The sequence below is a fragment of the Streptomyces sp. R44 genome (assembly GCF_041053105.1).
Lineage (GTDB): Bacteria > Actinomycetota > Actinomycetes > Streptomycetales > Streptomycetaceae > Streptomyces.
In genome coordinates this window covers 757,381-784,005 of the sequence record NZ_CP163444.1, presented here as the reverse complement: position 1 = coordinate 784,005, position 26,625 = coordinate 757,381, and the positions used below count along the sequence as shown (strand labels likewise).

Here is a 26,625-nt window from a genome sequence, read left to right as displayed (position 1 = left end):
GTCCGGTGTGTTGAAGAGAGGAAAGAGCCACCATTATGACACCCTCCCCTGCCCGCGGCCGAGCGCCGCGGGGGCTCCGCCCCGCCCTCCTGGCGGGCGCCGCGGCGACCGCCCTGCTCCTGACCGGCTGCTCCGGCGGCGCGGGAGCAGCCGGCGCCGGAGACACCTCCGGCAACCAGCTCCTCACCATCCCCCGCGAGGACATGGGCACCTTCACGCGGAACTTCAACCCCTTCTCCCCGAAGGCCGCGCCCATGACCAAGGAGGCGGTGTACGAGCCGCTCATGGTCCACAACCCGGCCGACGGCAAGGACACCCCCTGGCTCGCCACCGCATGGACCCAGGCGCCCGACGGGAAGTCCGTCACCTTCACCCTCCGCGAGGGTGTGAAGTGGTCCGACGGTCAGCCCTTCGCCGCCGAGGACGTCGTCCACACCTTCGAGCTCCAGAAGAAGCTGCTCGGCGGATTCGAGTACCTCCGCGAGGTCACCGCCGACAGCGCGCAGAAGGTCACCTTCCACTTCACCAAGCCGTTCTCGCCCTCGCTCTACGAGATCGGCGGGCACTTCATCGTCCCGAAGCACATCTGGTCGAAGATCGCCGACCCGGCCAAGGACACCAACCCCGCGCCCGTCGGCACCGGCCCGTACACCCAGGTCGACCACTTCCAGAGCCAGTCGTACGAGCTGCGCAGGAACCCCTCGTACTGGCAGCCGGCCAAGCAGCGGATCGCGGGCATACGCCTGCTCGCCTTCTCCGGCAACGACAGCGCCAACCTCGCGTTCACCAACGGCGAGGTCGACTGGACCCAGACGTTCGTCCCCGACATCCAGAAGTCCTTCGTCGCGAAGAACCCGAAGACGAACCACTACTGGTTCCCCACCACCGGCGCGATGATCAACTGGCAGCTGAACACGGCCAAGGCGCCCTTCGACGACCCCGCCCTGCGCAAGGCGCTCAGCCGGGCCGTCGACCGCGCCAAGATCGCCAAGGTCGCCATGAACGGCTACACCGCCCCCGCCGACTGCACCGGCCTGTCGAACGCCTACGACACCTGGCGCGACAAGGCCGTGGCCGCCTCCTGCGACTGGACCACGTACGACACCGAGGCCGCCGCCCGGGCCCTCGACGCCGCCGGGTACAAGAGAGGCGCCGACGGCAGCCGCACCCAGAAGAACGGCAAGCCGCTCACCCTCGACATCTCCGTCGGCTCCGCCTCCTCCGACTGGATCTCGGTCGCCAACATCATCAAGCAGAACCTCGCCGAGGTCGGCGTGACCGCCACCGTGAAGTCCCCGGACTGGTCCGCCGTCGTCTCCGCGTACGAGACGGGCACCTTCGACAGCGGCATCGTGTGGAGCAACAACGGCGCCACCCCGTACGAGTTCTACCGCGGCGCCATGGCCACCACCCAGGTCAAGCCCGTCGGCGAGAAGGCCACCGAGAACTACCACCGCTTCGGCGACCCGAAGGCCGACAAGCTCATCGACGCCTTCGCCGCCACCACCGACCCGAAGACCCAGCAGGCCAGGGCGGGCGAGCTGCAGAAGCTGTTCGCCGCCGACGCCCCCGTCGTGCCGCTCTTCCCCGGACCCGAGTGGGGCGCGTACACCGACGCCCGCTTCACCGGCTGGCCGACGAAGGACGACCCGTACGCGACCCTCTCCAACCGGTCCGTGACCACCGTCCTCGTGCTCACCTCCCTCCAGCCCGTCAAGGGCTAGCCCGCCCCAGGGGGACGGCCCCACCGGGCCGTCCCCGCCCCGAAACACCCGACAGGGAGAAGAGCAGTGCGTCTCGTCCTGCGCAACCTGGGGTTCTACCTGATCGCCTTCTGGGCCTCCGTCACCCTCAATTTCCTGCTGCCGCGCTTCATGCCCGGAGACCCCGTCTCCCGGATGTTCGCCCAGGCCCAGGGGCCGATGCAGCCCGATCAGATCGCCCAGTTGCAGAAACTCTTCGGTCTCGACGACCGCCCGCTGTGGCGCCAGTACGTCGACTACCTCCACAGCGTCGCCACCGGCGACCTCGGCATCTCCATCTCGCGGTTCCCGACCCCGGTCTCCGAGGTCATCGGCTCCCAGATCGGCTGGACGCTGCTCCTCGGCCTCACCGCCCTGGTCGTCGCCGCCCTCGTCGGCAACCTCCTCGGCGTCCTCGCCGCCTGGCGCCGGGGCGGGATCCTCGACTCCGCGCTCCCGCCGCTGCTGATCTTCGTCGGTTCGTTCCCGTACTTCTGGCTGGCGATGGGCGCCCTCTACCTCTTCGGCGTCACGCTCGGCTGGTTCCCGCTCCGGCACGCGTACGACGTCGGGCTCGAACCCGGCTTCGACGCCGTCTTCCTCGGGAACGTCGCCACCCACCTGGTGCTTCCCGCCCTCACCATCGTGCTCGTCTCGATCGGCGGCTGGATGCTCGGCATGCGCAACACCATGATCGCCACCGCGGCCGAGGACTACATCACCATGGCCGAGGCGAAGGGGCTCGGCCCCGCCCGGATCATGTTCCGGTACGCGGCCCGCAACGCCCTGCTGCCGTCCGTCACCAACTTCGGCATGGCCCTCGGATTCATGGTGGGCGGCGCCCTCCTCACCGAGGTCGTCTTCGCCTACCCGGGCATCGGCTACCAGCTCCTCGCCTCCGTCCAGGCCCTCGACTACCCGCTGATGCAGGGCATCTTCCTCACCATCACGGCGGCCGTCCTGCTCGCCAACTTCGTCGTCGACCTCATCCACGTCCGCCTCGACCCGCGCGTCCGCGTCCGCTGAGGAGGGAGCCCCACCATGTCCGTCCTCGACACCCCGGACACCGCCACGGCCGTGTCCCACGACCCGACGCCCGGCCCGCCGGGCACCACCCGCACCGCCCGCCAGGGCCTCGGGCGCCGGCTGCTCGCCGACCGCAAGGCCCGCGCCGGACTCCTCCTGCTCACCGTCTTCGCGCTCCTCGGCGCGCTCGCCCCGGTCCTCGCGCCCGGCGACCCGTCCCTCATCACCGACCTCGGCGCCACCCCGCCCTCCGCCGGCCACTGGCTCGGCACCACCGCCAAGGGCCAGGACGTCCTCGCCCTCACCCTGTGGGGCACCCGCAGCTCGATGCTCGTCGGCTTCACCGTCGGCATCGCCGCCACCCTGGTCGCCCTGCTCGTCGGCCTCGCCTCCGCCTACCTCGGCAAGCTCGTCGACGACCTGCTGACCCTCGTCACCAACGTCTTCCTGCTGCTGCCGGGGCTGCCGCTGCTCGTCATCCTCGCCGCGTTCCTGCCGCCCGGCACCGCCACCGTCGTCCTCGTCCTCACCGTCACCGGCTGGGCCGGCTCGGCCCGCGTACTGCGCGCCCAGGCCACCTCCATCCGGGGCAAGGACTTCGTCGCGGCCGCCGTCGTCACCGGCGAGCGACCGCTGCGGATCATGTTCCGGGAGATCCTCCCCAACATGGCGTCCGTGGTCATGACCACCCTGCTCGGCTGCGTCATCTTCGGCATCGGCGCCCAGGCGGGCCTGGAGTTCCTCGGCCTCGGCGACGCCTCCGTCGTCAGCTGGGGCACCAACCTCTACTGGGCCGGGAACGACGGCGCCCTGATGACCGGGACCTGGTGGGCGTTCGTCCCCTCCGGCCTGTGCATCGCGCTCGTCGCCTTCGGGCTCGCCCTCGTCAACTACGCGGTCGACGAGATCACCAACCCGCGCCTGCGCGCCCGCCGGAAGGGGAAGAAATGAACGTCCTCGACGTCCAGGGCCTGCGGGTCGAGTACCAGGGCGACGGCCGCAGCGTCGTCGGCGCCGACGACGTGTCGTTCACCATCGGAGCCGGAGAGATCTTCGGACTCGCCGGAGAGTCCGGCTGCGGCAAGTCCACCGTCGCCAACGCCGTCATGCGGCTCCTCAAGCCGCCGGCCGAGATCACCGCAGGCTCCGTCACCTTCAGGGGCCGCGACGTCCTCGCCATGGACGCCCGCGAACTGCGCGCCTTCCGCTGGCGGGAGATCGCCATGGTCTTCCAGTCCGCGATGAACTCCCTCAACCCGGTCCTCACGGTCGGCGAACAGATCGGCGACATCTTCACCACCCACGAGAAGCTGAAGAAGCGCGCCGCCCGCGACCGCTCCGCCGCACTCCTCGACCTCGTCGGCATCTCGCCCGACCGGCTGAAGGCCTACCCGCACCAGCTCTCCGGCGGCATGCGCCAGCGCGTCGTCATCGCCATGGCCGTCGCCCTCGGGCCCGCCCTGCTCATCATGGACGAGCCGACCACCGCGCTCGACGTCGTCGTCCAGCAGGAGATCATGGCCCAGATCCGCGAACTCCAGCAGACGCTCGGCTTCTCCGTCCTCTTCATCACCCACGACATGTCCCTGATGGTCGAGCTGTCGGACCGCATGGGCGTCATGTACGGCGGCCGCCTCGTCGAACTCGCCGACGCCAAGGAGCTGTTCGCCCGCCCCCTCCACCCGTACACCGAAGCCCTGATGAACGCCTTCCCGCCGCTCACCGGACCGCGCCGGGAACTCACCGGCCTCTTCGACGCCCCGCGCACCGCCGACAGCTGCGGCTTCCACGTCCGCTGCCCCGACGACCGCGCCGACTGCTCCACGAACATCCCGGACCTGCGCCAGGTGGCGCCCGGTCGCTGGGCAGCCCTCACCGAAGGCACCGCCGCATGACCCTCCTCCAGATCCGCGGGCTCACCAAGGACTTCCCGGTCGGCAGCGTCTTCTCCCGCCGCCGCGTCCGCGCCGTGAACGGCGTCGACCTCGACCTCGCCCCCGGCCGTGTCACCGCCCTCGTCGGCGAGTCCGGCAGCGGCAAATCCACCCTCGCCCGCTGTCTCGCCCGCCTCGAACGGCCCACCTCGGGACAGATCCTCCTCGACGGCGAGGACGTGCTCCGCACCGAGCGCCGCCGCGCCTCCCGTACGTACCGGGGCACGGTCCAGATGGTGTTCCAGGACCCCTTCGGCTCCCTCAACCCCGTCCACCGCGTCGAGCACTTCCTCACCCGCGCCCTCGTCCTCCACGGCCACGCGGCCGACCGGGGACGGCTCGCCGCCCTCATGGAGGAGGTCGGCCTGGCACCGGACATGCTCGACTCCTACCCGCACGAGCTGTCCGGCGGACAGCGCCAGCGCGTCGCCATCGCCCGCGCGCTCGCCGTCGGACCGAGCGTCCTCCTCGCCGACGAACCCACCTCCATGCTCGACGTGTCCGTCCGGGTCGGCGTCCTCAACCTGATGCGCCGCCTGCGCGACGAACGCGGCCTGTCCATGCTGTACATCACCCACGACCTCGGCTCGGCCCGCTACCTCGCCGACACCACCGCCGTCATGTTCGCCGGCGAACTGGTCGAGGGCGGCGACGCGCTCGCCGTCATGGACGCCCCCGCCCACCCGTACACCCGGCTGCTGCTCTCCGCCGTGCCCGACCCCGCCCGCCGCACCGGCTACGACAAGGCCGAGCGGGCCAGGCTGCGGGCCGCCGTCCTGAACCCCGCGTCCTGCCCGTACGACGACGGCACCTGCAGCAGCACCACCCCCGTGCGCCACACCGTCGGCGAGGACGGAGGGCAGCCGCACTGGGTGCGCTGCCACCTCTACGCGCCCGCCCACGAGATCGCCCACCGCGTGCTCCAGCCCGCCGACGACGCCTCCCCGGAAGCCGAGAACACCGCCGCATGACACACGACCTGATCGCCCCCGCCGTCGAAGAGGGCCTCGCCGAGCGGGCCTTCCGCGACCCGCACCGGCCCCGCTTCCACTTCACGTCCCCCGGCGGCTGGCTCAACGACCCCAACGGGCTCAGCCACTGGAACGGCGTCTACCACCTCTTCTACCAGTACAACCCGCTCGCCCCCGCCCACCACCGCATCCACTGGGGCCACGCCACCTCCACCGACCTCGTCACCTGGACCGACGAACCCGTCGCCCTCGTCCCCGGCACCACCGGACCCGACCGCGACGGCTGCTGGTCCGGCGTCCTCGTCGACGACGGGGGAGTGCCCACGCTCGTCTACTCGGGCCGGCACGGCGAGCGCGAGCTGCCCTGCGTCGCCACCGGCAGCCCCGACCTGCGGCACTGGACGAAGGACCCCGCCAACCCGGTGATCGCCGCGCCCCCGGCGGGCCTCGACATCACCGCGTACCGCGACCATTGCGTCTGGAAGGAGGGCGACCTCTGGCGCCAGCTCGTCGGCTCCGGCATCCGCGGCCAGGGCGGCACGGCCTTCCTGTACGAGTCCCACGACCTGCGCGACTGGCGGTACGTGGGCCCGCTCCTGACCGGCGACGCGAGCCTCGGCACCGCCGCCGACCCCGACTGGACCGGCACCATGTGGGAGTGCGTCGACCTCTTCCGGGTCGACGGCACCGACGTCCTCGCCTTCTCCGCCTGGGACGAGGGCGCCACCCACCACCCCCTCTACTGGACCGGCCGCTACGAGGGCGACCGCTTCGAGCCGAGCGCCCTGCACCGCCTCGACCACGGACAGAACTACTTCTACGCGCCCCAGTCCATGCGCGACGCGCACGGCCGGCGCATCATGTTCGGCTGGCTCCAGGAGGGCCGCGGCGAGGAGGCCACCGCCCACGCCGGCTGGTCCGGGGTCATGTCCCTGCCGCGCCTCGTCACCCTCGGCCCCGACGGCGCCCTCGCCCAGGCGCCCGTGCCGGAGCTGTCGCGCCTGCGCCGCGACCACGTGGCCCTGGGGCCCTTCGAGGGGGACGCCGACCTGGACGCGATCCGTGGCGACCAGCTCGACCTGGAGGCGACCCTGCGCCTCGCCCCGGGCGCCACGGTACGGCTCGGGGTACGGGAGACCCCGGACGGCGCCGAGCGCACCGTCATCGAGCTCGCGCGCGACGCCTCCGGCACCTCGGGCACCCTGCGCCTCCACCGCGAGGCGAGCAGCCTGGACCCGGACGTCGACACCGCACCCCGCCACGGCGACCTGCCCCTCGGCCCGGACGGCACGGTCGAACTCCGCGTCCTCGTGGACCACTCCGCCCTGGAGATCTTCGCCAACGGCCGCGCCCTGGCCGCCCGCGTCTACCCGACCCGCCCCCACGAGGCGACCGGCGTCTCGCTCACCACCACCGGCCGCGCGACCGTCACCCGCCTCGACGCCTGGCACATGGCCCCGATCGAGACGAGCCCGCGCCCGCTCTGGCCGTAGCGGTCCTTCCGCCCGGTGCCGGGCACGGACCCCCGGCACCGGCCCCTTCCTTCTTTCGTACCGGCGCCACCCCACCGCCGAGGAGGCCCCATGCGTATCCCCGAGCTCCCCCTCCACCGCCGCACCCTGCTCCGGGCCGGCGGGCTCGCCCTCCTTCCCGCCCTCGTCGCCTCCCGCACCGCCGAGGCCGCCCCCGCGCGCCGCCGGACCGCGACGCTCCCCGAGGCCGTCACCTCGCCGCTCCCCGACCCCCTCCCGTACCAGGGGAGTTGGCAGCGGACCCCGGACGGCGGGCAACGCGCCTCCACCGCCTCCGGCACCGCGCTCGCCGTCGCCGAGCACCGGATCGGCGCCCGCGCCGGGTGTTCCGTCCGGATCACGGCCGATCCGGCCACCCCGCACGCCCGGGGCGGACTCGTCCTGCGGGCCGAGGCCGACGGCTCCACCGGCTACGCCGTCCTCCTGGAACCCGCGAACGGCCAGGTGGAGCTGGTCGATCTGGCGAACGGCACCACCCTCGCCACCGGCGGCAACGGCCCCGGCACGGCCCTCGACGTCACCGTCGACGGGCCCGCCCTCACCGTCCACGTCGACGGCGAACAGGTCCTCACCACCGTCGACCACCGCCACACCACGGGCCACGTCGGCCTGCTCGCCGACGGCGGCTCGGTCACCTTCGGGCCTCCCCGGACCTGGACCGTCACCACCGACCTGAGCGGCTGGACCGGCACCGGCACCTGGACCCCGACCCCACTGGGGCTCACCGGGGCCGCGCCCGAAGGCGCCAACATCCGTACGATCGCCGCCGAGGACGCGTACGACACCTCCCTCCAGGCGGACGTCCTCGTCCACGACCCGTACGCCGTCGCCGCCCTCCTCGTCCGCGCCGACGCCACCGGCACCCGGGGCTACGCCGTCGAGGCCGACCCCAACCTGGGCCGCCTCCGCCTCTACCGCGTGGACGGTGACGTCACCCTCGCCACCCACTCCACCCCGATCACGCCCGGCACCGTCCACCGCCTGCGCGTCGAGGCCGAGGGCCGCCGCCTCCGCGTCCACTGGCAGAGCGACTTCCTCCGCCCCGACGGCTACGCACCCGTCATCGACACCGAGGACCCCGCGCCCGCCCCGCACCTCTCCGGCCGCCCCGGGCTCCTCGCCTACAACGGCCGGGTCTCCTTCGAGAACGTCACCGCCGCCGGCCCGCCCGACGGACTCCCGGGCGCCACCACCCTCTCCGGCACCTGGACCCGCGACCTCAAGGGCCTGCGCGGGAACGGCGGGCTGCGCACCGCGCCCGCCCCCGACGGCCCCGACCTGGTCGTCTCCGCCGACGTGCAGCTCGCCGGGGCGGACGCGGCAGGGCTCCTCGTCCGCGGGCACGAGCTCCTCCTGGACACCACGACCGGCTCGATACGGCTCCTCGACCACACGAGCCGCGCCGTCCTCGCCACCGCGCCCCCGCCCGTACGCCCGCTCCGCACGGGAACTCCGTACCGCGTCGAAGTCCACCTCCTCGGAGGCGAGTTCACCGCCTTTGTGGACGGCGTGGAGGCCCTGCGCGCCCCGGCGAGCGCCACCGGCGACACCGTCGGGCTCGTCGCGGCCGGCGGCACCGCGTACTTCCAGGACGTGTACGCCGCCGACGTACGCGACCACTACACCGAGCCGTACCGCCCCGCCGTCCACCACTCACCGCGCTCCGGACCGGGCAGCGACCCCAACGGGCTCGTCCACCTCGACGGGGAGTACCACCTCTTCCACCAGGCCGAAGGCCGCTGGGCGCACGCCGTCTCCACCGACCTCCTGCACTGGCGCGCGCTGCCGATCGCCCTCGAATGGAACGAGTACGGCCACCGCTGGTCCGGATCGGCCGTCGCCGATCACGGCGACGCCTCCGGCCTGTTCGGCGGCGGCTCCGGCCTGATCGCCTACTACACGAGCTACCAGCCGGACAGGATCGGCGGGAACCAGGCGGTCCGCGCCGCCTACAGCACCGACCGGGGCCGCTCCTGGCAGCCCTACGGCGGTCCCGGGCCGCTCGTCGGCAACCCCGGCGGCCCGGACGGCGGCTGGGACTTCCGCGACCCGAAGGTGGTCCGGGACGAGGCCCGCGACCAGTGGGTCATGGTGGTGTCCGGCGGCGACCACGTGCGCTTCTTCACCTCCCGGGACCTCCTCAACTGGACCCGTGCCAGCTCGTTCGGCTACGGGGACTGGGTGGCCGGCGGCGGGGTCTGGGAATGCCCCGACCTCATCCCGCTCCCCGTCGACGGCGACCCCGCCCGCACGGTCTGGGTCCTCACCTTCAGCACCGGCGCCCTCCGCTCCACCGACGGCTCCACCGCCCGCCACCTCACCGGCGACTGGGACGGCACCGCCTTCACCGCTCACCAGGCCCCGGGCCCGGCCCCGCGCAGCGACCACGGGCGCGACTTCTACGCGGCCATCACCTTCGCGGACCTGCCCGGCGCGCGCCGCGTCTGGCTCGGCTGGACCACCAACTGGGACTATCCGTTCAGCGCCCCCACCCACCCGTGGAACGGCCAGCACTCCCTTCCCCGTGAACTCACCCTCGCCGACGGCCCTGACGGCCCCGTCCTGCGCCAGTGGCCCGTCGCCGAACTGGCCTCGCTGCGCACGGACACGACCGTACGGCGGGACCTGACCGCAGGACCCGGCGCGCCCGACCCCTGCGCGGGCCTCACCGGCACCACGTACGACCTGGAGGCCGAGCTCCTGCTGCCGCCGACGGGCGCCGCGACCGGCTGCGCGTTTCATCTGCGGACGAAGGACGGACAGGCCACCCTCGTCGGCTACGACGCCGTCCGCGAACGCCTCTACGTCGACCGCACCGCCTCCGGACGCACCGACTTCACCCGCTCCTTCGCGGGCCGCACCGAGGCCCCGCTCGCGGCCGCCCGGGCCGCCGACGGCAGCCGGACGGTCCGGCTGCGGATCCTCGTCGACTCCTCCTCCGTGGAGGTCTTCGGCGGCGCCGGCGAGGCCGTCGTCACCAGCCTGGTCCTGCCCGACCCCGACGCCGACGGGATCGCCTTCACGGCCGACGGCGGCACGGTCCGGATCGCGGAACTCGCCCTCCACCGCCTCGCCTCCACCTGCCGCCTCTCCGAGACGCTCCCCGTCCTGCCCGGGCCCCCGCCGCCGGGGGAGTTCCGCACGGACCTCGGCACCCTCACCGCCGTCCCCGCCGGCCGCTGGCAGGCCACCGGCGCCGGGCACACCGGGGTCTTCGACCGCGACAGCGACGCGATGTCCACCCGCCGCTTCGCCGACCTCGAACTCACCACCCTGCTACGGCTCGGCGGCCCCGACGGCACCCGGGGCGCCGCCTCCCTGATCTGGCGGGCCTCAGCCGACGGCGCCGACGGGTACGTCCTCAACGTCGACCCGGACCTCCGGGCCGTCCGTCTCGTCGTCCGGCGCGGCGGCTCCTTCGACGACGCCGCCGCCCTCGCCCGGGTCCCCGCTCTCGTACGGCACGGCGCCACGTACGATCTGCGGGTCGTCCACCAGGGCACCCGTATCCAGGTCTTCCTCGACGGGAACCGGATCATCGACCTGACCGAACCGGCGGCCACCTACACCGACGGCCACGTCGGCCTCAACGTCTTCGGCGGGCGGGCCGGCTACCAGGACACCTACGCCAAGGAGCTCTGACCCATGTCCATCCTGGTGATCGGCGAGTGCGTCGCCGACATCGTGCGCGGCGCCGACGGCAGCGAACGGGTCCACCCGGGCGGCAGCCCCGCCAACGTCGCCTACGGCCTCGCCCGCCTCGGCCGGGACGTCACCCTGCTCACCCAGCTCGCCGACGACCCCACCGGCCGGCTGATCGCGGACCATCTGAAGGGCGCGGGGGTACGGGTGGAGGTCGGCGGCGCTCCCGTACGCACCCCGTCGGCGGTCGTCGCGCTCGACGCGCACGGAGCGGCCTCGTACACCTTCGACATCGCCTGGACCCTGGAGGCGGGGGAGCTCCGCGAGGAGCGGCCCGTCCATGTGCACATCGGCTCGATCGCCGCCGTCACCTCCCCCGGCGCGGCCGCCGTCCTGGCCGAGGTCGAGCGGCTCCGCGACCGGGCCACGGTCAGCTACGACCCCAACGTGCGGCCCGAACTGATGGGGGAGCACGCCGAGGCCGTCGCCCGCGTCGAGCGCTGCGTCGCGCTGAGCGACCTGGTGAAGGCGAGCGACGAGGACCTGGCCTGGCTGTACCCCGGCGAGGAGCCGGAGGCGGTCGCCGCCCGCTGGCTGGCGCTCGGCCCGGCCGTCGTCCTGGTCACCCGGGGCGCGGCGGGGTCGCTCGCCCTCACCGGGCGGGAGACGGTCACCTCGGAGGCGCCGCCGGTCACCGTCGTCGACACGGTCGGCGCGGGTGACTCCTTCATGTCGGCCGTACTCGACGTCCTGGCCGGCCGGGAGACTTTCGACGGGCTGGGCGCCGAGTACCTGGCGAGGCTGCTGCGGAGGGCGGCCGCGGCGGCTGCCGTCACCGTCTCCCGGGCCGGCGCCCAGCCGCCCGACCGGGACGAACTGGACGCGGCCGGGGAGAAGTTCACCATCAGGTGCGGGCGTGTGAGGTGATGTCCGCGGCGAACTGCTCGACCATCTCCGGCGTGACCGTCGGCCGGCACTCGGCGATGGCCTCCAGGTAGTCCGCCGTGCTCGCGCCGGGCGCCGGGTCGTCGCCGCCGCGCCCGCCGACCGCGAGGAGGTCCCGCTCGAAGGAGGCCTGCGCGGCGATCCGGGCCGCGTGCTCGATGTCGGCGGGCGTGAACAGCTCGCTCGCGAGCACCAGCTCGTCGATGTCGACGTCCGGCCGCCCGTCCGTGTACCGGGCCCAGATCGCGGCGCGGGCCGCCTTGTCCGGCGTACCGATCGGGATGAGGTAGTCGAAGCGGCCGGGGCGCAGGAACGCCGGGTCGAGGGAGCGGATCGAGTTGGTCGCACAGACGAGCAGCCGCTCGTCCCGCTCCCGGAAGCCCGGTATCAGCTTGAGGAGTTCGTTCGTCACCCCGTGCATGCCACCGGGCTGGGCGGGCTCCGAGCGGACCGGGGCGATCTCCTCGACCTCGTCGATGAAGACCAGGACCCGCTCCAGCTCGGCGATCCGCGCGAACGCGGACCGCAGGGCGGCGGCGAGGTTCCCCTCGTCGGCGAGGCGGGACGGCAGGATCTCCACGAAGGGCCAGCCGAGCCGGGACGCGATGCCGCGCGCGAAGGTGGTCTTGCCGGTGCCGGGCGGGCCGAACAGACAGACCGCGCGCGGCGGTCGCACCCCGTGGCGGGTGGCGCGCTCCGGTTCGGCCAGGGGCAGCACCACCCGGCGCTCGATCAGGTCCTTCTCCCGCTCCATGCCGGCGACCTTCGCCCACAGGTCGCCAGGGAGCAGCCGGCCGCCCAGGTCGTCGAGGAGACCCGCGGCGGGGCCGTGCAGCGGCTCCACCTTCTCGAAGTACGCGACGGCCGGCTGGCGCGTGTACCCGGCGTTCAGCAGGCCCTCGCCGAGGAGCTCCTCCTCCGGCAGGACGTAGGCGATGCGCCCGACGCGGGCCGCGACGAGCCGCCGCTCCAGCTCCACGAGCAGGGCGCTGGCGAGGCCGCGGCCCCGCCACGCCGAGGAGATCGCGACCCGCATGACCCAGGCCCGCTCGCCGGAGACACAGGCGAGCGCCGCGCCGATGGGGGCGCCCTGGTGCACGGCGACCACGGCCGGCTGACGGGTGGTGAGGGCGCCGATGCACTCGGCGAGCGAGAACACGGACTCCTGCCCGAGCTCGGCGGTGGTGTCGATCAGATGGACGACGGCGGCGAGATCGCTCTCGCGATAGTCGTGGATGTGCCAGTTCACCGGTGGTACCGCCCCTCGTTCGTGCTGTTGCGGCGAGGCTAGGCGGGGCCGCGGGGGCCGGTCGTGCGCCATCCTGCACAAGGCGGCGCGGGGAAACGCGCCGAACCGGCACTGGGCAGGAAACGGGTGCGGCCCCCGGAGGAGAACTCCGGGGGCCGCGCGCGTGAGCGGGTCCTTCAGCAGGCGGGGACCGTCAGTAGGCCGGGGCCAGCTTCGGGTTCGGGCCGTGCGCGTTCTGGTGCTGCTCGCCCTCGGTGGCGAGGAAGACGATCAGGATGATGGCGCCGACCAGCGGAACGAGGTCGATGAGGATCCACCAGCCGGAGCGGCCGGTGTCGTGCAGGCGGCGGACCGTCACGGCGAGACCCGGGATCAGGACGCCCAGGGCGTAGATGCCGTACAGCAGCGGGTAGGTGCCGAGCAGGGAGTCGACGATCATGAGGATGATCGCCGCGATGGCGTTGAACAGGAAGAACATCCAGAATTCCTGGCGACGCGCACGGCCGCTGAACACCGCGTACTTCTTGAGAACGTCGAGGTACCAGTTCACTTTGTCCCCCCAAGGACTGGGTATGCGAGCGGGAGCCTGTCCCTGTGGAGCAAGCTTTACGCAGAACTTATGTGGCTGAAACCACGTGGGTCAATTCGTTACCCGGTAGTTGCAGTTCACGCACAGAACGCGGTGAACGGCGGCACCTCCGGGAGAGGAGATGCCGCCGTTCCGGGAGAGGATCAGCGAAGGTCAGGGTGTCGGACGATCAGAACGTCACGTCCTTCTCTTGGTCATGAGCAGTCCACCGGCCGTCAGGGAGAACAGGCAGACGCACGCACCGGTGATCACATTGCTGAGGATCGTGCCGGTGTCGGGGTTCCGCGCGGCCACCCATGGAGCGATGATCAGCCATGCGCCGAGCAGCAGGACGACGAAGTTCAGGTCCTGCGACCGCTCGGGGGCCATCGACATGCACAGGCCGAGGACCGCGAGGGCGATGCCGACGACCAGGTTCGTGATGGCGAGTGTCGGCATGGCGGCGGAGAAGTGAACGACCCACGGGGAGATCGCGGCGTAGACGCCGGCGAGGATCACGAGTTCTTCGACCGCCGTGACACCTCTGGTCTGGAGTACGCGGGCATACCGCTCCCGCATTTCCGTCGCGTCCGGGTGTCCTGCGATATCACCACGACGGTGAGAGACGTCAGACATACGACCTCGCCTCCTTCTGGCGTATGCACGTCTGACTGCACTTGCGGCAATCGCGCCGCTGCTTCATTGTGCGCTTATCTGGGCTTTATGTGTAGGTCTGTCCAGTAAGGGATGCGCACAGAAAAAGGGCCGCGAATGTGCACGGATCCACCAAATGGCGATTCTCGTTCAACAAAAATTCAATGCAAGGATTGACCATTCTCCGTATCGGTATGCGCTCGCCGGGCACGGCGGCCCGCGCCGCCCCGGCGTAGCCTGGAAGCGGACTCGGGGACCGCACCCTTTCCACCGCCGGGAGTGCGCGATGGCCGGGATCGTACGGAAGAGCTTCGACTCAGCGGACGAGACGCGTCCCTTCGAGGAGGGCAAGGGCAGGCTCGACCTGCTCGTCGGTGACGGCGGCTCGGTCGGCCGCGCCGTCTTCGAACCGGGCTGGCAGTGGTCCAAGCACGTCAAGCCCATCGCCGGCACCGACAGCTGTCAGGCCTCGCACGTCGGATACGTGGTCAGCGGCCGCATCAAGGTCGTCATGGACGACGGCGAGACGGCCGAGTTCGCCGCGGGCGACTACATGGAGGTCAAGCCGGGCCACGACGCCTGGGTGCTCGGCGACGAACCCTGCGTGACCCTCGACTGGCTCGGCTTCACCGACTACGCCCTGCCGCCGTCCTCCTGACCCCCGCGCACCCCCGCCCCGGGTGCGGGCCACCCGGGGCGGACACGGATCACACCGCCGCCGGTGCCGCCGAGTCGCCGGAGGCGATGCCGAACGCCGGCTCCGGCACCGACTCGGGTGCGAGCAGCACCGAGGAGCGGCCGTCCACGCCGACCGGCACGTCGCCGTCGATGGTCACCCGGCGCAGCTTGCGCTCGTGGTCGTCGGAGTCGTCCACGCCGTAGTGCTGGGTGGCGCGGTTGTCCCAGATCGCGACGTCACCGACCTGCCACTGCCAGCGCACCGTGTTCTCCGGGCGCTCGATGTGGCCCTGGAAGAGGTCGAGCAGGGTGCGGGAGTCGGCGCCCGTCAGACCGCTGATCCGCTGGACGAAGTTGCCCAGGAGCAGGGTCCGCTCCCCGGTCTCCGGGTGGACCCGCACGACCGGGTGCTCGGTGAGGAACTTCGTCGACGCGAAGACCTCGCGGAAGCGCTGGAGCTGCTCCGGCAGGACCCCGGGGCGCAGGGCCGCGTAGTCGTAGTCGTTGGAGTGCACGGCGCGCAGGCCGTCGGCCAGGGCGCGCAGCGGTTCGGGCAGCTTCTCGTACGCCGTCGCGGTGTTGGCCCAGAGGGTGTTGCCGCCGTAGGGCGGGATGACGACCGCGCGCAGGACGGAGAAGGCGGGGTAGGCGGGCACGAAGGTCACGTCGCTGTGCCACTGGTTGGCCCGGCCGCCGTGGTCGGAGTCGATCGGGAAGGAGTAACGGCCGTCGGCCGACGGCACGGTGGGGTGGGCCACGGGCGTCCCGAGGAGCCGGCCGAAGGCCTCGTGGGCCTCCTCGTCCAGGTGGTCCTGGCCCCGGAAGAAGACGACCTTGTGCGCGAGGAGCGCGGCCCGGATCTCGGCGACGGTCTCGGCGGGGAGGTCGCCGCCGAGGCGGACGCCGGAGATGACGGCGCCGAGGCGGCCGCCGACCTTCTGGACGGTGACGGAGGTGGTCGCGGTCGACATGACGCGGTCCTTTCGGCGGTCCGGGGAAGTCCCGGAGGAATTAATCTCGGAGCGGAAGCAATGAAGTGACGGATGCCCGAGGAGGGCGGCACGAGCCGGACGCCGGGCCGAGGATGAGGCGGGGCCGCGGCGGCGGGCCGTACGAGACAGAGGGGTACGAGAGGGAGGACCGTACGAGAGGCAGGGCGTACGAGGGAGGCTGTACGACAGGCAGGCTCGTACGAGGGCGGCGGCCGGACCGGCGGGCCGGTCACCGCGCGAGGGTCGCGAGGATCAGGCGCCGCAGACGGCGGTACAGGACGAGGTCGCGAACATGTCCCGGAGACTCGCAGCGGCCGCCGCCGGACGTCAAGCGGCCGCCCGTGCCCCGAACCACCGCTCGCGATGGTTGAATCGGCGCCTGCCCGGCGCCGGGGGCCGGACTCCGCGCACTCGGCGGAACCGCCGTTGACCTGCGACGACTCCCCTCCGGCCGGAGGGGCCGGCCGGGGCCGAACGGGCGGCCGGCGGGCCCGCGTCCGGCCGCCCCGGGATTTCACACCACCGCAACAGTGACCAGAGAGGCGACGATGACGACGACCACCCCGCACGGCTCCCGCATGGCGGGCGACGGCCGGCGCGAGGCCAACGCCGCCACCGTGCTGAGGACCGTCCTCGACCACGGCCCGGTCGCCCGCAGCGCCGTCGCACGGCTCTCCGGCCTCAGCCCCGCCGCCGTCTCGCGCCAGGCCACCGACCTGACCCGGCTCGGGCTCCTGCGCGAGCTGCCCGAACTCGCCGGAGGCGGGGGAGTGGGACGGCCCCAGATCCCCGTCGACCTGCACATCGGCGCCACCGGCGGACCCGTCGCGGGCGGTGTCCACCTGGGCGTCCCCGGCTCGACGTTCGCCCTCGTCGATCTGCGCGGACAGGTGGTCGCCCGGCGCACCTACCCGCACGGCGGCATCGCGCCGGACGCCCTGCCCGGCGCGATCGCCCGTGAACTGCGCGGCTTCCTCGACGCCCACGCGCGGGGACGCCCCCTGCTCGGCGTCGGCGCCGCGGTCGGCGGCTGGGTGGACCCCGCCGAGGGGGTGGTGGTCCGTCACGACGCCCTGGGCTGGCAGCGCCGCCCGCTGGCCGCCGAACTCGCCCGCGGCCTCGGCGGCCGCACCGTACGCCTGGACAACCACGCCCGCTCCATCGCCCAGTCGGAGATCCTCTTCGGCCGGCCCGCCGCCCGCCGGAGCCTGGTCCACCTCTTCGTCGGCAACGTCGTCGACGCGGCCGTCGGCCTCGCCGGGGTCGTGCACCAGGGACCGGGTGCCGCCGCCGGAGACGTGGCCCACCTCCCCGTACCGGATTCCACCGCGCCCTGCCCGTGCGGGCGTTCCGGCTGTCTGGAGGCCACGGCGTCCAACACCGCCCTCGCGGCCACCGCCGTCCGCCGGGGCATCGTGCCCGAGCCCGACACCTCCCTCGTGGTGGACGCGGCCGCGGCCGGGGACCGGCGCGCCGACCGGCTGCTGCGCGAACGCGCCCGTGCGGTCGGACGCGCCGTCGCGCTCCTGCTCGACGTCCTCAACCCCGATCTGGTCGTCGTGACCGAGCAGTCCAGCGTCCTCGAACCCGACTACCTGGAGGAGATCCGCGGGGCCGCCATCGACCTCTCGCATGTCTGCGACGACCCCGAACGCATCGTCAGTCCACATGCCGGACCGGCCACGCTGCCCGTCGCGGCGGGCACGGTACTGCTGAATCCCCTGTTCAGAAGGCCTTTTGAGACCATCGGCGAGCTGCTGTCCGCGAGCGGCGCGAGGTGATCCCGTCTCGGTATGCGGTCAAGGGAAGTTGACCGCTCCGCGAAGCCGCTGTCATATTGCTCCCGTGAATCAGGGCATGCGTCTCATCTCCCGCAGGCACGTCGACCTCTGTCGACAGGCCAGCGCGGTCTGTGCCGTTCGCGCCTGATCCAGGCGCCGGTACCGGCCCCGCCGCCCCCGCCCCGGTCCTGCCGCACGCGGGCCCCTCGCCTCTCTCCCGCTGAGACGCCGTGCGCCGATCCGGCGCAGTGGCGTGCCCCCTCCCCGTACACCTCCGCGCGCCTTCCCGGCCCCGCGGGCGTCTCTGCGCGCCTTCTTCCTTCCGCAGCGGAACAAATCTGTGCACCCAGCACCCAGCACCCTGCGGCCTCACACTCTCCTTCACAGGCAGGCATCGATGACCGAGCTGTACCCCTCCACGCCCACCGCCCTCTCCCGGCGCACCACCCTGCGCGCCGCGGGTGGCGGCACCCTGCTGCTCGGTCTCGGCCTCGCGGGGTGCCGCTCCGCCGTCTCCGAGGCCGAGGCGCCGGCCGGCCAGGCGGCCGCGGCACCGAAGCGCGGCGGCACCCTCACGGTCGCCATCAACTCGGACTTCACGCCGAGCCTGCTGTTCGCCCAGAGCGGCCAGTCGCTCCAGCAGCGGCTCGTCTACAACACGCTCACCCGGTACGACGACCGGTTGAAGCCGCAGCCCGAACTCGCCACCTCCTGGGAGTACGCGAAGGACGGCCGCTCCCTCACCCTCAAGCTGCGCACCGGAGTGACCTACCACGACGGGCGTCCCTTCACCGCCGACGACGTGATCTTCGCGGTGAAGAACCTTCAGAACCCGCTCCGCGCCTCCCAGTTGAGAGCGACGGCCGCCGCCGTCGCCGGCTTCGAGAAGCGCGGCGACCACGAGCTCGTACTCAAGCTCGCGCATCCGGTGAACAACCTGTTCGACCTCTTCGAGTTCATGATCCTCACCGACCGGAACAGCGTCGAGGACGCCGTGACGGGCAAGAAGCTCAACGGCACCGGCCCCTTCAAGCTCACCAGGTGGAGCCCCGGCGCCGGCCTCGCCTTCACCCGCAACGAGAAGTACTGGCAGCCCGACCGCCCCTACCTGGACGCCGTCGAGTTCCGCGTCGTGCCGCAGGCCGACGCCCTGCTCTCCTCCCTGCGCACCGGCCAGTCCCAGCTCTCCTTCGACGTCCCCGGCAACAACCTCGCCACCGTCACCGCCACCCCCGAACTCACCCTCAGCGAGTACGCCACCGGCGCCGGAGCCCTGTACCTCGGCGTCAACACCACGGTCGCCCCCCTGAACGACAAGACCGTCCGGCAGGCCCTCGCCCAGGGCGTCGACCGCGAGCGCATCCTCAAGCAGGTCCTCGGCGGCCACGGCCTCGCGTCCGCCACCCCCTGGCCCAAGTCCTCACCCGCCTTCAGCGAGGCAGGCCGCACCCACTACACGTACAACCCCGGCAAGGCCCGCGAACTCCTCAAGTCCGCCGGCCACTCCCGGCTCGACCTCCCGCTGCTCCACCTCGGCCTGCCCGGCGACACCGCCGTCGCCGAAGCGATCCAGTACGACCTCAAGCAGATCGGCGTCCAGGTCACCCTCCAGCCCACCGACCCGGCCACCGCCCAGAAGAAGCTCATCTCCCAGTCCATGCCCGCCCTCTGGACCATGGGCCACGGCTTCGCCCAGGTGCAGCCCTCCACCCTCGCCGTCAGCGCCTACCCCTTCAACGAGGCCAAGAACACCTCCAGGTTCCGCTCCGCCGCCTACACCGAGGTCGTCCGCGAGGCCTGGACCACCCCCGAGACCGACGCCCGCGCCAACGCGCTGCGCCGGCAGATCACCGACACCCTCCTCGACGAGGCGTTCATCATCGACCTCGTCATCCGCGGCTCCGTCCAGGTCTCCGCGAAGAAGCTGCACGGCGTCACCCTCAACAAGTTCTCCTACCTCAACCTCGACGACGCCTACCTGGCGGGCTGACGTGCGCGGCTACCTCCTGCGGAGGCTCCCCTCCGCCCTCCTCGTCCTCCTCATCGCCTCCGTCCTCGCCTTCGCCGTCCTCCGGCTCGTCCCCGGCGATCCCGCCGCCGTCCTCGCCGGACCCGACGCGAGCCCCGAGGCCGAGGCCGCGATCCGGGCCCGCCTCGGCCTCGACGCGCCGCTGCCCACCCAGTACGCACGGTGGCTCGGCGACCTCCTCACCGGCGACCTCGGACCCTCCTACGCGATCGGCGGACAGACCGCCGACCTCATCGGCGACGGACTGGGCGCCACCGTCGAACTCACCCTCGGGGCCCTGCTGTTCGTCGTCGTCCTCGGCGCCGCCTTCGGCATCCTCGGCGCGACCTCCCGCAACCGCTGGGTCCTCGGCACCGTACGGATCCTCACCACCGGCGCCCTCGCCGTCCCGCCCTTCGTCACCGGCGTCCTCCTCGTCCTCCTCTTCTCCGTACTCCTCGGCGTGCTGCCCCCGGGCGGCCGCGTCCCCCTCCTCACCGCACCCGACCTCGGCGTCCAGTACCTGCTGCTGCCCTCCCTCTGCCTCGCCCTGCCCAGTGCCGCCGTCCTCGGCCGCTACCTCAAGGACGGCATCGAACGCGCCCTCGCCGAGGACTACGTGCGCACCGCCACCGCCGCCGGCATCGCCCCCCGACGGCTGCTGTGGCGGCACGCCCTGCCCAACGCCCTCCCGCCCGTCGTCACCCTCCTCGGCATGCAGACCGGCAACCTCCTCGGCGGCGCCGTGCTGGTCGAGGCGATCTTCGCCTGGCCCGGCCTCGGACAGCTCGCCGAACAGGCCCTGATCCGCCGCGACTACCCCGTCGTCCAGGACCTCCTGCTCCTCCTCGTCACCGCCTTCGTCCTCGTCCAGCTGCTCACCGACCTCGTCCACGCCCGGCTCGACCCCCGGATCAGGTGGGAGTGACCGCCATGACCACGACCACGCTCCTCAAGACCGCGACGCCCCGTGCGCGACGACCCCGCCACCCCTACCTCGCCGCCCTCGCCACCGCCCGCGGCCGCACCGGCCTCGCCCTCGTCGGCGTCGTCGTCCTCGCCGGACTCCTCGCCCCGCTCCTCACCGGACACGGCCCCACCGACCAGAGCGCCCTGGCGCTCGCCGGGCCCGGCACCCCCGGGCACCCGCTCGGCACCGACGACCTCGGCCGCGACCTCCTCGCCCGCCTCCTGTACGGCATCCGCGCGGACCTCGGCATCATCGCCGCCGCCGTCCCCCTCGGGGCCGCACTCGGCTGCCTCTTTGCCCTCGCCGCGGCCGCGCACCCGGTCCTCGACACCGTCGTCCAGCGGACCTTCGACCTGATCCTCGCCTTCCCCGGACTGATCCTCGCGCTCGCCGTGACCGCGATCCTCGGCCCCGGCCGGCTGCCCGTGATCCTCGTCATCGCCCTCGCCGAGATCCCCGTCTTCGGACGGCTCCTGCGCACCGGCATCCTCGTCCAGCGCGGCCGGGAGTACGTGACGGCGGCCCGCGTCGGCGGCACCTCGGGGGGCAGGATCCTCACCCGGCACATCCTGCCCAACGCCGCCGACCCGCTCGTCGTCCAGATCGCCGTCTCCCTCACCGTCGCCGTCTTCATCGAAGGCGCCATGAGCTTCCTCGGCGTCGGCGTCCGGCCCCCCGAGCCCACCCTCGGAGCCGTCCTCAGCCAGTCCATGCCCTACCTCGCCCAGGCACCGCACTTCGCCGCAGGACCGCTCGTGACCGTGACCGCGCTCGTCCTCGGCCTCTCCCTGACCGCCGAGGCGCTGAACCGGGAGATACGCCGATGACCACCCCGCCCCTCCTCGAAGTCCAGGGCCTCGACGTGGAGTTCACCACCCCGGACGGCGGCACCCTGCACGCCGTCCGGGACGTCTCCTTCACGCTCCGGCGCGGCGAGACCCTCGCCGTCGTCGGGGAGTCCGGCTCCGGGAAGTCCACCACCGCGCTCGCCCTGCTGCGGATGCTCCCCGGCACCGGCCGGATCACCGGCGGCGCCGTACGCCTCGACGGCGAGGACCTCGCCACGGCCGGCGAGGACCGGCTGCGGGCCGTCCGCGGCGCCCGGATCGGCATGGTGTTCCAGGACCCGATGACCGCCCTCAACCCCGTCCTCACCGTCGGCCGCCACCTCGACGAGGTGCTCCGCGCCCACGGCGGCCGCGACAAGCCGGCCCGTCGGGCCCGCGCCGTCGAACTCCTGCGCCTCGTCGGCATCCCCGACCCCGAGCGCCGCCTCGACGACCATCCGCACCAGTTCTCCGGCGGCCAGCGCCAGCGCGTCCTCATCGCCATGGCCCTCGCCGGCGAACCCGACGTCCTCCTCGCCGACGAACCCACCACCGCCCTCGACGCCACCGTCCAGGACCAGATCCTCACCCTCCTCGGCGAACTCACCCGCACCACCGGCACCGCGCTCGTCCTCATCACCCACAACATGGGCGTCGTCGCCCGCGCCTGCGAACGCGTCCTCGTCATGTACGGCGGCACCGTCGTCGAGGACGGCCCCACCGCCGACGTCCTCACCCGACCGCGCCACCCCTACACCGCCGGCCTCCTCGCCGCCGTGCCCCGCCTCTCCGCACCCTCCGGCACCCGCCTCACCGGCATCCCCGGCACCCCGCCGGACCTGAGCCTCCCGCTCGCCGGCTGCGCCTTCGCCGCCCGCTGCGCCCTCGCCGAGGACCGCTGCCACACGGCCGTGCCCCAGCTCACCGCGGTCACCGGCACCGTACGCGTCGCCTGCCTGCCCGTCGTCGAGCGGGCCGCACACGCCGACGACGCCGAACCGCTGCTCCCGCCGGCCCCGCCGCCCGCCCGGATCGACCGCCCCGCGCCCGGCGCCGTCGTCCTCGCCGCCGAGTCGCTGAGCAAGACGTACGGCAGCCGCCGGCGCCGCTTCGCCGCCCTCGACGACGTCTCGCTCACCCTCGCGGCGGGGGAGACCCTCGGCATCGTCGGCGAGTCCGGCTCCGGCAAGTCCACCCTCGCCCGGGTCCTCGCCCACGCCCATCCCGCCGACGGCGGCCGCGTCCTCCTCGACGGCCAGGACGTCACCCGCCCCCGCCGCGCCGAGCTGCACGCCGTACGCCGCCGCGTCCAGATGGTCTTCCAGGACCCCTACGCCTCCCTCAACCCCCGCATGACCGTCGGCGAGATCGTCGCGGAACCGCTGCGCGCCTTCCGCATCGGCGCCCCCGGGGAGCGGGCCGACCGCGTCGCGGAGCTCCTCCGCCTCGTCGGCCTCGACCCGGCCGCCGCCGACCGGCACCCGCGCTCCTTCTCCGGCGGCCAGCGCCAGCGCATCGGCATCGCCCGCGCCCTCGCCCCCGAACCGGCCGTCCTCATCTGCGACGAACCCGTCTCGGCCCTCGACGTCTCCGTCCAGGCCCAGATCGTCGGCCTGCTCACCGACCTCCAGCGCGACCTGGGCCTCGCCCTCGTCTTCATCGCCCACGACCTGGCCGTCGTCCGCCAGGTCAGCCATCGCATCGCCGTCATGCACGGAGGCAGGATCGTGGAGACCGGAGACGCCGACGAGCTGTGCGAGCGCCCCCGCGACCCGTACACCCGGGCACTGCTCGCCGCCGCGCCCGAACCCGTACCCGTACGTGGACCCGTACGCGTCGTGGCCGAGGCGGTGCCCGCATGAGCGCCTGCTGCACCCCCGGACGCGGCTGCACCGGACACCGGCCCGCGGCCTCCGGACTCCTTCCGCTGCCCACCGTACGGAAGGCCCCGCCCGCGCATCCCCTGGTGGAGCTGCCCGGTGGCACCTTCCGCATGGGCGACTCCTTCGGCGAGGGCTATCCCGCCGACCGCGAGGGACCCGTACGGGAGGTCACCGTCGCCCCCTTCGCGATCGACGCCACCGCCGTCACCAACGCCCGCTACGCCGCGTTCGTCGAGGCCACCGGGTACCGCACCGACGCCGAACGCTTCGGCTCCTCCTTCGTCTTCCACCTCCTGCTCCACCCGGCCGCCGAGCGCCATGTCCTCGGCCGGGTCCCGCAGGCACCCTGGTGGCTCGGCGTCTCCGGGGCCGCCTGGCACAGCCCGGAGGGCCCCGGCTCCGGCGTCGAAGACCGCGCCGACCACCCCGTCGTCCACATCTCCCACGACGACGCCCTCGCCTACTGCGCCTGGGCCGGAGTCCGGCTGCCCACCGAGGCCGAGTGGGAGTACGCGGCCCGCGGCGGCCTCGACGGCGCCCGCTACCCCTGGGGCGACGACTTCACCCCGGACGGCCGCGAGATGTGCAACACCTGGATCGGCACCTTCCCGCACATCTCGGAACGCCCCGGCGGCCGGGTCGGCACCGTCCCCGTCACGGCGTACGAACCCAACGGGTACGGCCTCCACAACACCTCCGGCAACGTCTGGGAGTGGTGCGCCGACCCCTGGGACGAGGAGGGCCGCGAACGCGTCATCCGCGGCGGCTCCCACCTCTGCCACGTCTCCTACTGCAACCGCTACCGGGTCGCCGCCCGCTCCCACAACACGCCCGACTCCTCGACCGGCCACGGCGGCTTCCGCGTCGCCCGCTCGCTCGCCCTTCCGGAAGGACCCGTCCCCGCATGAGCACCGCCCCCCGACGCGACCCCTACGAGGGCTTCGGCGGCCGTGTCGGCCGCACGTTCGCCGAGTCCGAGCCCGCCTGGCCGACCCGTACCACCCCGCCCGCGAAAGCCCCCAACATCGTCGTCGTCCTCGTCGACGACATGGGCTTCAGCGACATCGGCCCCTTCGGCTCCGAGATCCCCACCCCGGTCCTCGACGGCCTTGCCGACGGGGGAGTGCGGCTCGGCAACTACCACACCATGCCGCTCTGCTCACCGGCCCGCGCCGCCCTGCTCACCGGCCTCAACCCGCACCGCGTCGGCTACGGCATGGTCGCCAACTTCGACCCCGGCTTCCCCGGCTACGGCATGGAGGTCGCCGAGGACATCCCCACCCTCGCCGAACTCCTCCACGACGCCGGCTACGCCACCTACGCCGTCGGCAAGTGGCACCTCGTCCGCGACTCCGCCTCCAACGCCGCCGACCACCGGGGCAACTGGCCCCTGCAGAAGGGCTTCGACCAGTACTACGGCGTCCTGGAGGGCCTCACCAGCCTCTTCCACCCGCACCAGCTCGTCCGGGACAACAGCCCCCTCGACATCGACGAGTTCCCCGACGACTACTACTACACCGACGACATCACCGACCAGGCGATCTCCATGGTGAAGTCGCTGCGCGCCCACGACCCCGACAAGCCCTTCTTCCTGTACCTCGCGCACAACGCCGTCCACGGCCCCCTCCAGGCCAAGGCCGAGGACATCGCCCGCCACCGCGGCCGCTACGACGAGGGCTGGGACGCCCTGCGCGAGCGGCGCTTCGCCGCACAGATCGCCGCCGGACTCTTCCCGCCCGGCACCGAACTCCCCGCCCGCAACAGCGAGGCCGGACTCGACGTCCCCGCCTGGGACTCCCTGACGGAGGATCAGCAGCGGCTCTACGCCCGCTACATGGAGGTGTACGCCGCCCTCGTCGACAACATCGACCAGAACCTCGGCCGGCTCACCGACACCCTCGCCGCACTCGGCGAACTCGACAACACCATCGTCGTCTTCACCTCCGACAACGGCGGCACGGGCGAGGGCGGCATCGAAGGAACACGCTCCTACTTCAGCCGCTTCGTCCACCACCCGCACCTGCCCGGCGACTGGAACCCGGACGTCGACCGCGACCACGACCTCATCGGCGGCCCCCGCAGCCTCGTCCACTACCCCCGGGGCTGGGGCATGGCCTCCAACACCCCCTTCCGCCTCTACAAGGGCGACACCTACGCGGGCGGCGTCCGCGTCCCCTTCGTCCTCTCCTGGCCCGCGGGCGTCAGGGACGGCCGGCTCACCGGCGGACACCGGCCCCAGTACCAGTACGTCACCGACATCGCCCCGACCCTCCTCGAACTCGCCGGCCTCACCCGCCCCGAGACCCGCCGGGGCACACCGCTCCAGGAGCTGGACGGCACGAGCTTCGCACCCGTCCTCGCGGACCCCGCCCACGACTCCACCCACCCCGAGCAGTACTGCGAGATGTCCGGCAACCGCAGCCACTACCGCGACGGCCACAAACTCGTGACCCTCCACGAGCCGGGGGCGCCCTACGACGACTCCGAATGGGCCCTGTACGACATCCGGACCGACCCCACCGAGATCCACGACCTCGCCGCGCAGAACCCCGGACTCGTCAAGGAACTCTCGGCCGCCTGGGAGGAGGCCGCCTGGCGCAACGGCGTCTTCCCGCTCCCCGACCACACCGGCGCCCTCGCCCGCCGCAACCCCGCCGAGGAGCGCCTGACCCGCCCCCTCACCCTGCTCCCCGGCACCCCGGAACTGGAGCGCTACCGCTCCTCACGGCTCGTCTCCCTGCGCTCCTTCGAGATCGCCGTGGCCGTCGAGGAGACCGGCGACGGCGTCCTCGTCTCGCACGGCGACCAGGGCGGCGGCTACAGCCTGTACGTCGAGAACGGCCGGCTGACCTTCGCGTACAACGAGTACGGCGACCTCCACGAGACCGACGCGGGCCCGCTCGCCCCCGGCCCCCACGCGATCCTGCTCACGGCCACCGCCGAGGAGGGCCTCCGCTGGCGCTTCACCGTCACCGTCGACGGAGAACACCGCGCCACGCCGGACAGCGTCCACCAGCTCATCGGCATGGCACCCTTCCAGGGCATCAGCGTCGGCATCGACCGCAAGTCCCCGGTCTCCTGGCCCCTCTACGAACGCCATCGCTCCTTCCGCTACACGGGCCGCCTCCACTCGGTCACCTACCGTCCGGGCGCCCCGGGCCCCGACGCCCCGGAAACGGTGGCGGCGGCCCTGAAGGAGGCGGCAGCGGCCTTCGAGTGACCA

The 26,625-nt window shown here is 72.9% G+C and carries 21 protein-coding genes; 17 read left to right on the top strand and 4 right to left on the bottom strand.

The features are described 5' to 3' along the window. Positions 1-35: 35 nt before the first annotated feature. The 8 genes from AB5J54_RS03800 (at position 36) to AB5J54_RS03765 (ending at position 11,774) form a co-directional block, all read left to right on the top strand. Complete coding sequence (locus tag AB5J54_RS03800; RefSeq protein WP_369142441.1) at positions 36-1,724, top strand: ABC transporter substrate-binding protein; 1,689 nt, start codon at positions 36-38, stop codon at positions 1,722-1,724. Positions 1,725-1,790: 66 nt separating this feature from the next. Then, complete coding sequence (locus AB5J54_RS03795) at positions 1,791-2,768, top strand: ABC transporter permease (RefSeq protein WP_369142440.1); 978 nt, start codon at positions 1,791-1,793, stop codon at positions 2,766-2,768. A 15-nt stretch (positions 2,769-2,783) separates the two neighbouring features. Continuing rightward, positions 2,784-3,719, top strand: a complete 936-nt coding sequence (locus tag AB5J54_RS03790) for an ABC transporter permease (RefSeq protein WP_369142439.1) — start codon at positions 2,784-2,786, stop codon at positions 3,717-3,719. Then, the gene (locus AB5J54_RS03785; RefSeq protein WP_369142438.1) at positions 3,716-4,663 is read left to right on the top strand and encodes an ABC transporter ATP-binding protein; all 948 of its coding nucleotides are present in this window, start codon (positions 3,716-3,718) and stop codon (positions 4,661-4,663) included. Before AB5J54_RS03790 ends, AB5J54_RS03785 begins: the two co-directional genes overlap by 4 nt. Beyond that, positions 4,660-5,673: an ATP-binding cassette domain-containing protein gene (locus tag AB5J54_RS03780; RefSeq protein WP_369142437.1), complete on the top strand. Its 1,014-nt coding sequence runs from the start codon at positions 4,660-4,662 to the stop codon at positions 5,671-5,673. The genes AB5J54_RS03785 and AB5J54_RS03780 overlap by 4 nt, the downstream gene beginning before the upstream one ends. Further along, a complete protein-coding gene (locus AB5J54_RS03775) occupies positions 5,670-7,166 on the top strand; it encodes a glycoside hydrolase family 32 protein (RefSeq protein WP_369142436.1) in 1,497 nt (498 codons plus the stop codon). The genes AB5J54_RS03780 and AB5J54_RS03775 overlap by 4 nt, the downstream gene beginning before the upstream one ends. A 90-nt stretch (positions 7,167-7,256) precedes the next feature. Further along, a complete protein-coding gene (locus tag AB5J54_RS03770) occupies positions 7,257-10,847 on the top strand; it encodes a glycoside hydrolase family 32 protein (protein WP_369142435.1) in 3,591 nt (1,196 codons plus the stop codon). A 3-nt stretch (positions 10,848-10,850) separates the two neighbouring features. After that, positions 10,851-11,774 carry a carbohydrate kinase gene (locus AB5J54_RS03765; protein ID WP_369142434.1) on the top strand — a complete coding sequence of 308 codons (924 nt, stop codon included), beginning with the start codon at positions 10,851-10,853 and terminating at the stop codon, positions 11,772-11,774. Here the strand turns inward: AB5J54_RS03765 and AB5J54_RS03760 are convergent. From AB5J54_RS03760 to AB5J54_RS03750, 3 genes are all read right to left on the bottom strand, one after another. Continuing rightward, entirely contained in the window at positions 11,752-13,041 is a 1,290-nt protein-coding gene (locus tag AB5J54_RS03760) for an ATP-binding protein (protein WP_369142433.1), read from the bottom strand. The genes AB5J54_RS03765 and AB5J54_RS03760 overlap by 23 nt on opposite strands. A 193-nt stretch (positions 13,042-13,234) precedes the next feature. Continuing rightward, positions 13,235-13,591 (bottom strand): DUF805 domain-containing protein, encoded by a 357-nt coding sequence (locus AB5J54_RS03755; protein ID WP_369142432.1) that lies wholly within the window; start codon positions 13,589-13,591, stop codon positions 13,235-13,237. A gap of 216 nt (positions 13,592-13,807) precedes the next feature. Next, positions 13,808-14,245, bottom strand: coding sequence for an SPW repeat protein (locus AB5J54_RS03750; RefSeq protein WP_369142430.1), 438 nt, complete (start codon positions 14,243-14,245; stop codon positions 13,808-13,810). Positions 14,246-14,549: 304 nt separating this feature from the next. Between AB5J54_RS03750 and AB5J54_RS03745 the strand changes: the two genes are divergently transcribed. After that, positions 14,550-14,921, top strand: coding sequence for a cupin domain-containing protein (locus AB5J54_RS03745; protein ID WP_369142429.1), 372 nt, complete (start codon positions 14,550-14,552; stop codon positions 14,919-14,921). Positions 14,922-14,970: 49 nt separating this feature from the next. Here the strand turns inward: AB5J54_RS03745 and AB5J54_RS03740 are convergent, their stop codons facing one another. Then, positions 14,971-15,912 (bottom strand): TauD/TfdA dioxygenase family protein, encoded by a 942-nt coding sequence (locus AB5J54_RS03740; protein WP_369142428.1) that lies wholly within the window; start codon positions 15,910-15,912, stop codon positions 14,971-14,973. A 569-nt stretch (positions 15,913-16,481) separates the two neighbouring features. Between AB5J54_RS03740 and AB5J54_RS03735 the strand changes: the two genes are divergently transcribed. From AB5J54_RS03735 to AB5J54_RS03700, 8 genes are all read left to right on the top strand, one after another. Further along, positions 16,482-17,714, top strand: a complete 1,233-nt coding sequence (locus AB5J54_RS03735; protein ID WP_369142427.1) for an ROK family protein — start codon at positions 16,482-16,484, stop codon at positions 17,712-17,714. Positions 17,715-17,790: 76 nt separating this feature from the next. Continuing rightward, entirely contained in the window at positions 17,791-17,862 is a 72-nt protein-coding gene (locus AB5J54_RS03730) for a putative leader peptide (RefSeq protein WP_313896399.1), read from the top strand. A 249-nt stretch (positions 17,863-18,111) separates the two neighbouring features. Continuing rightward, positions 18,112-19,704 (top strand): ABC transporter substrate-binding protein, encoded by a 1,593-nt coding sequence (locus AB5J54_RS03725; RefSeq protein WP_369142426.1) that lies wholly within the window; start codon positions 18,112-18,114, stop codon positions 19,702-19,704. A 1-nt stretch (position 19,705) separates the two neighbouring features. Continuing rightward, positions 19,706-20,650 (top strand): ABC transporter permease, encoded by a 945-nt coding sequence (locus tag AB5J54_RS03720; protein ID WP_369142425.1) that lies wholly within the window; start codon positions 19,706-19,708, stop codon positions 20,648-20,650. Positions 20,651-20,655: 5 nt separating this feature from the next. Then, a complete protein-coding gene (locus AB5J54_RS03715; RefSeq protein WP_369142424.1) occupies positions 20,656-21,519 on the top strand; it encodes an ABC transporter permease in 864 nt (287 codons plus the stop codon). Then, positions 21,516-23,381, top strand: coding sequence for an ABC transporter ATP-binding protein (locus tag AB5J54_RS03710; RefSeq protein ID WP_369142423.1), 1,866 nt, complete (start codon positions 21,516-21,518; stop codon positions 23,379-23,381). Before AB5J54_RS03715 ends, AB5J54_RS03710 begins: the two co-directional genes overlap by 4 nt. Continuing rightward, the gene (locus AB5J54_RS03705; RefSeq protein WP_369142422.1) at positions 23,378-24,310 is read left to right on the top strand and encodes a formylglycine-generating enzyme family protein; all 933 of its coding nucleotides are present in this window, start codon (positions 23,378-23,380) and stop codon (positions 24,308-24,310) included. Before AB5J54_RS03710 ends, AB5J54_RS03705 begins: the two co-directional genes overlap by 4 nt. Beyond that, positions 24,307-26,622, top strand: coding sequence for an arylsulfatase (locus AB5J54_RS03700; protein ID WP_369142421.1), 2,316 nt, complete (start codon positions 24,307-24,309; stop codon positions 26,620-26,622). Before AB5J54_RS03705 ends, AB5J54_RS03700 begins: the two co-directional genes overlap by 4 nt. Positions 26,623-26,625 lie beyond the last annotated feature (3 nt).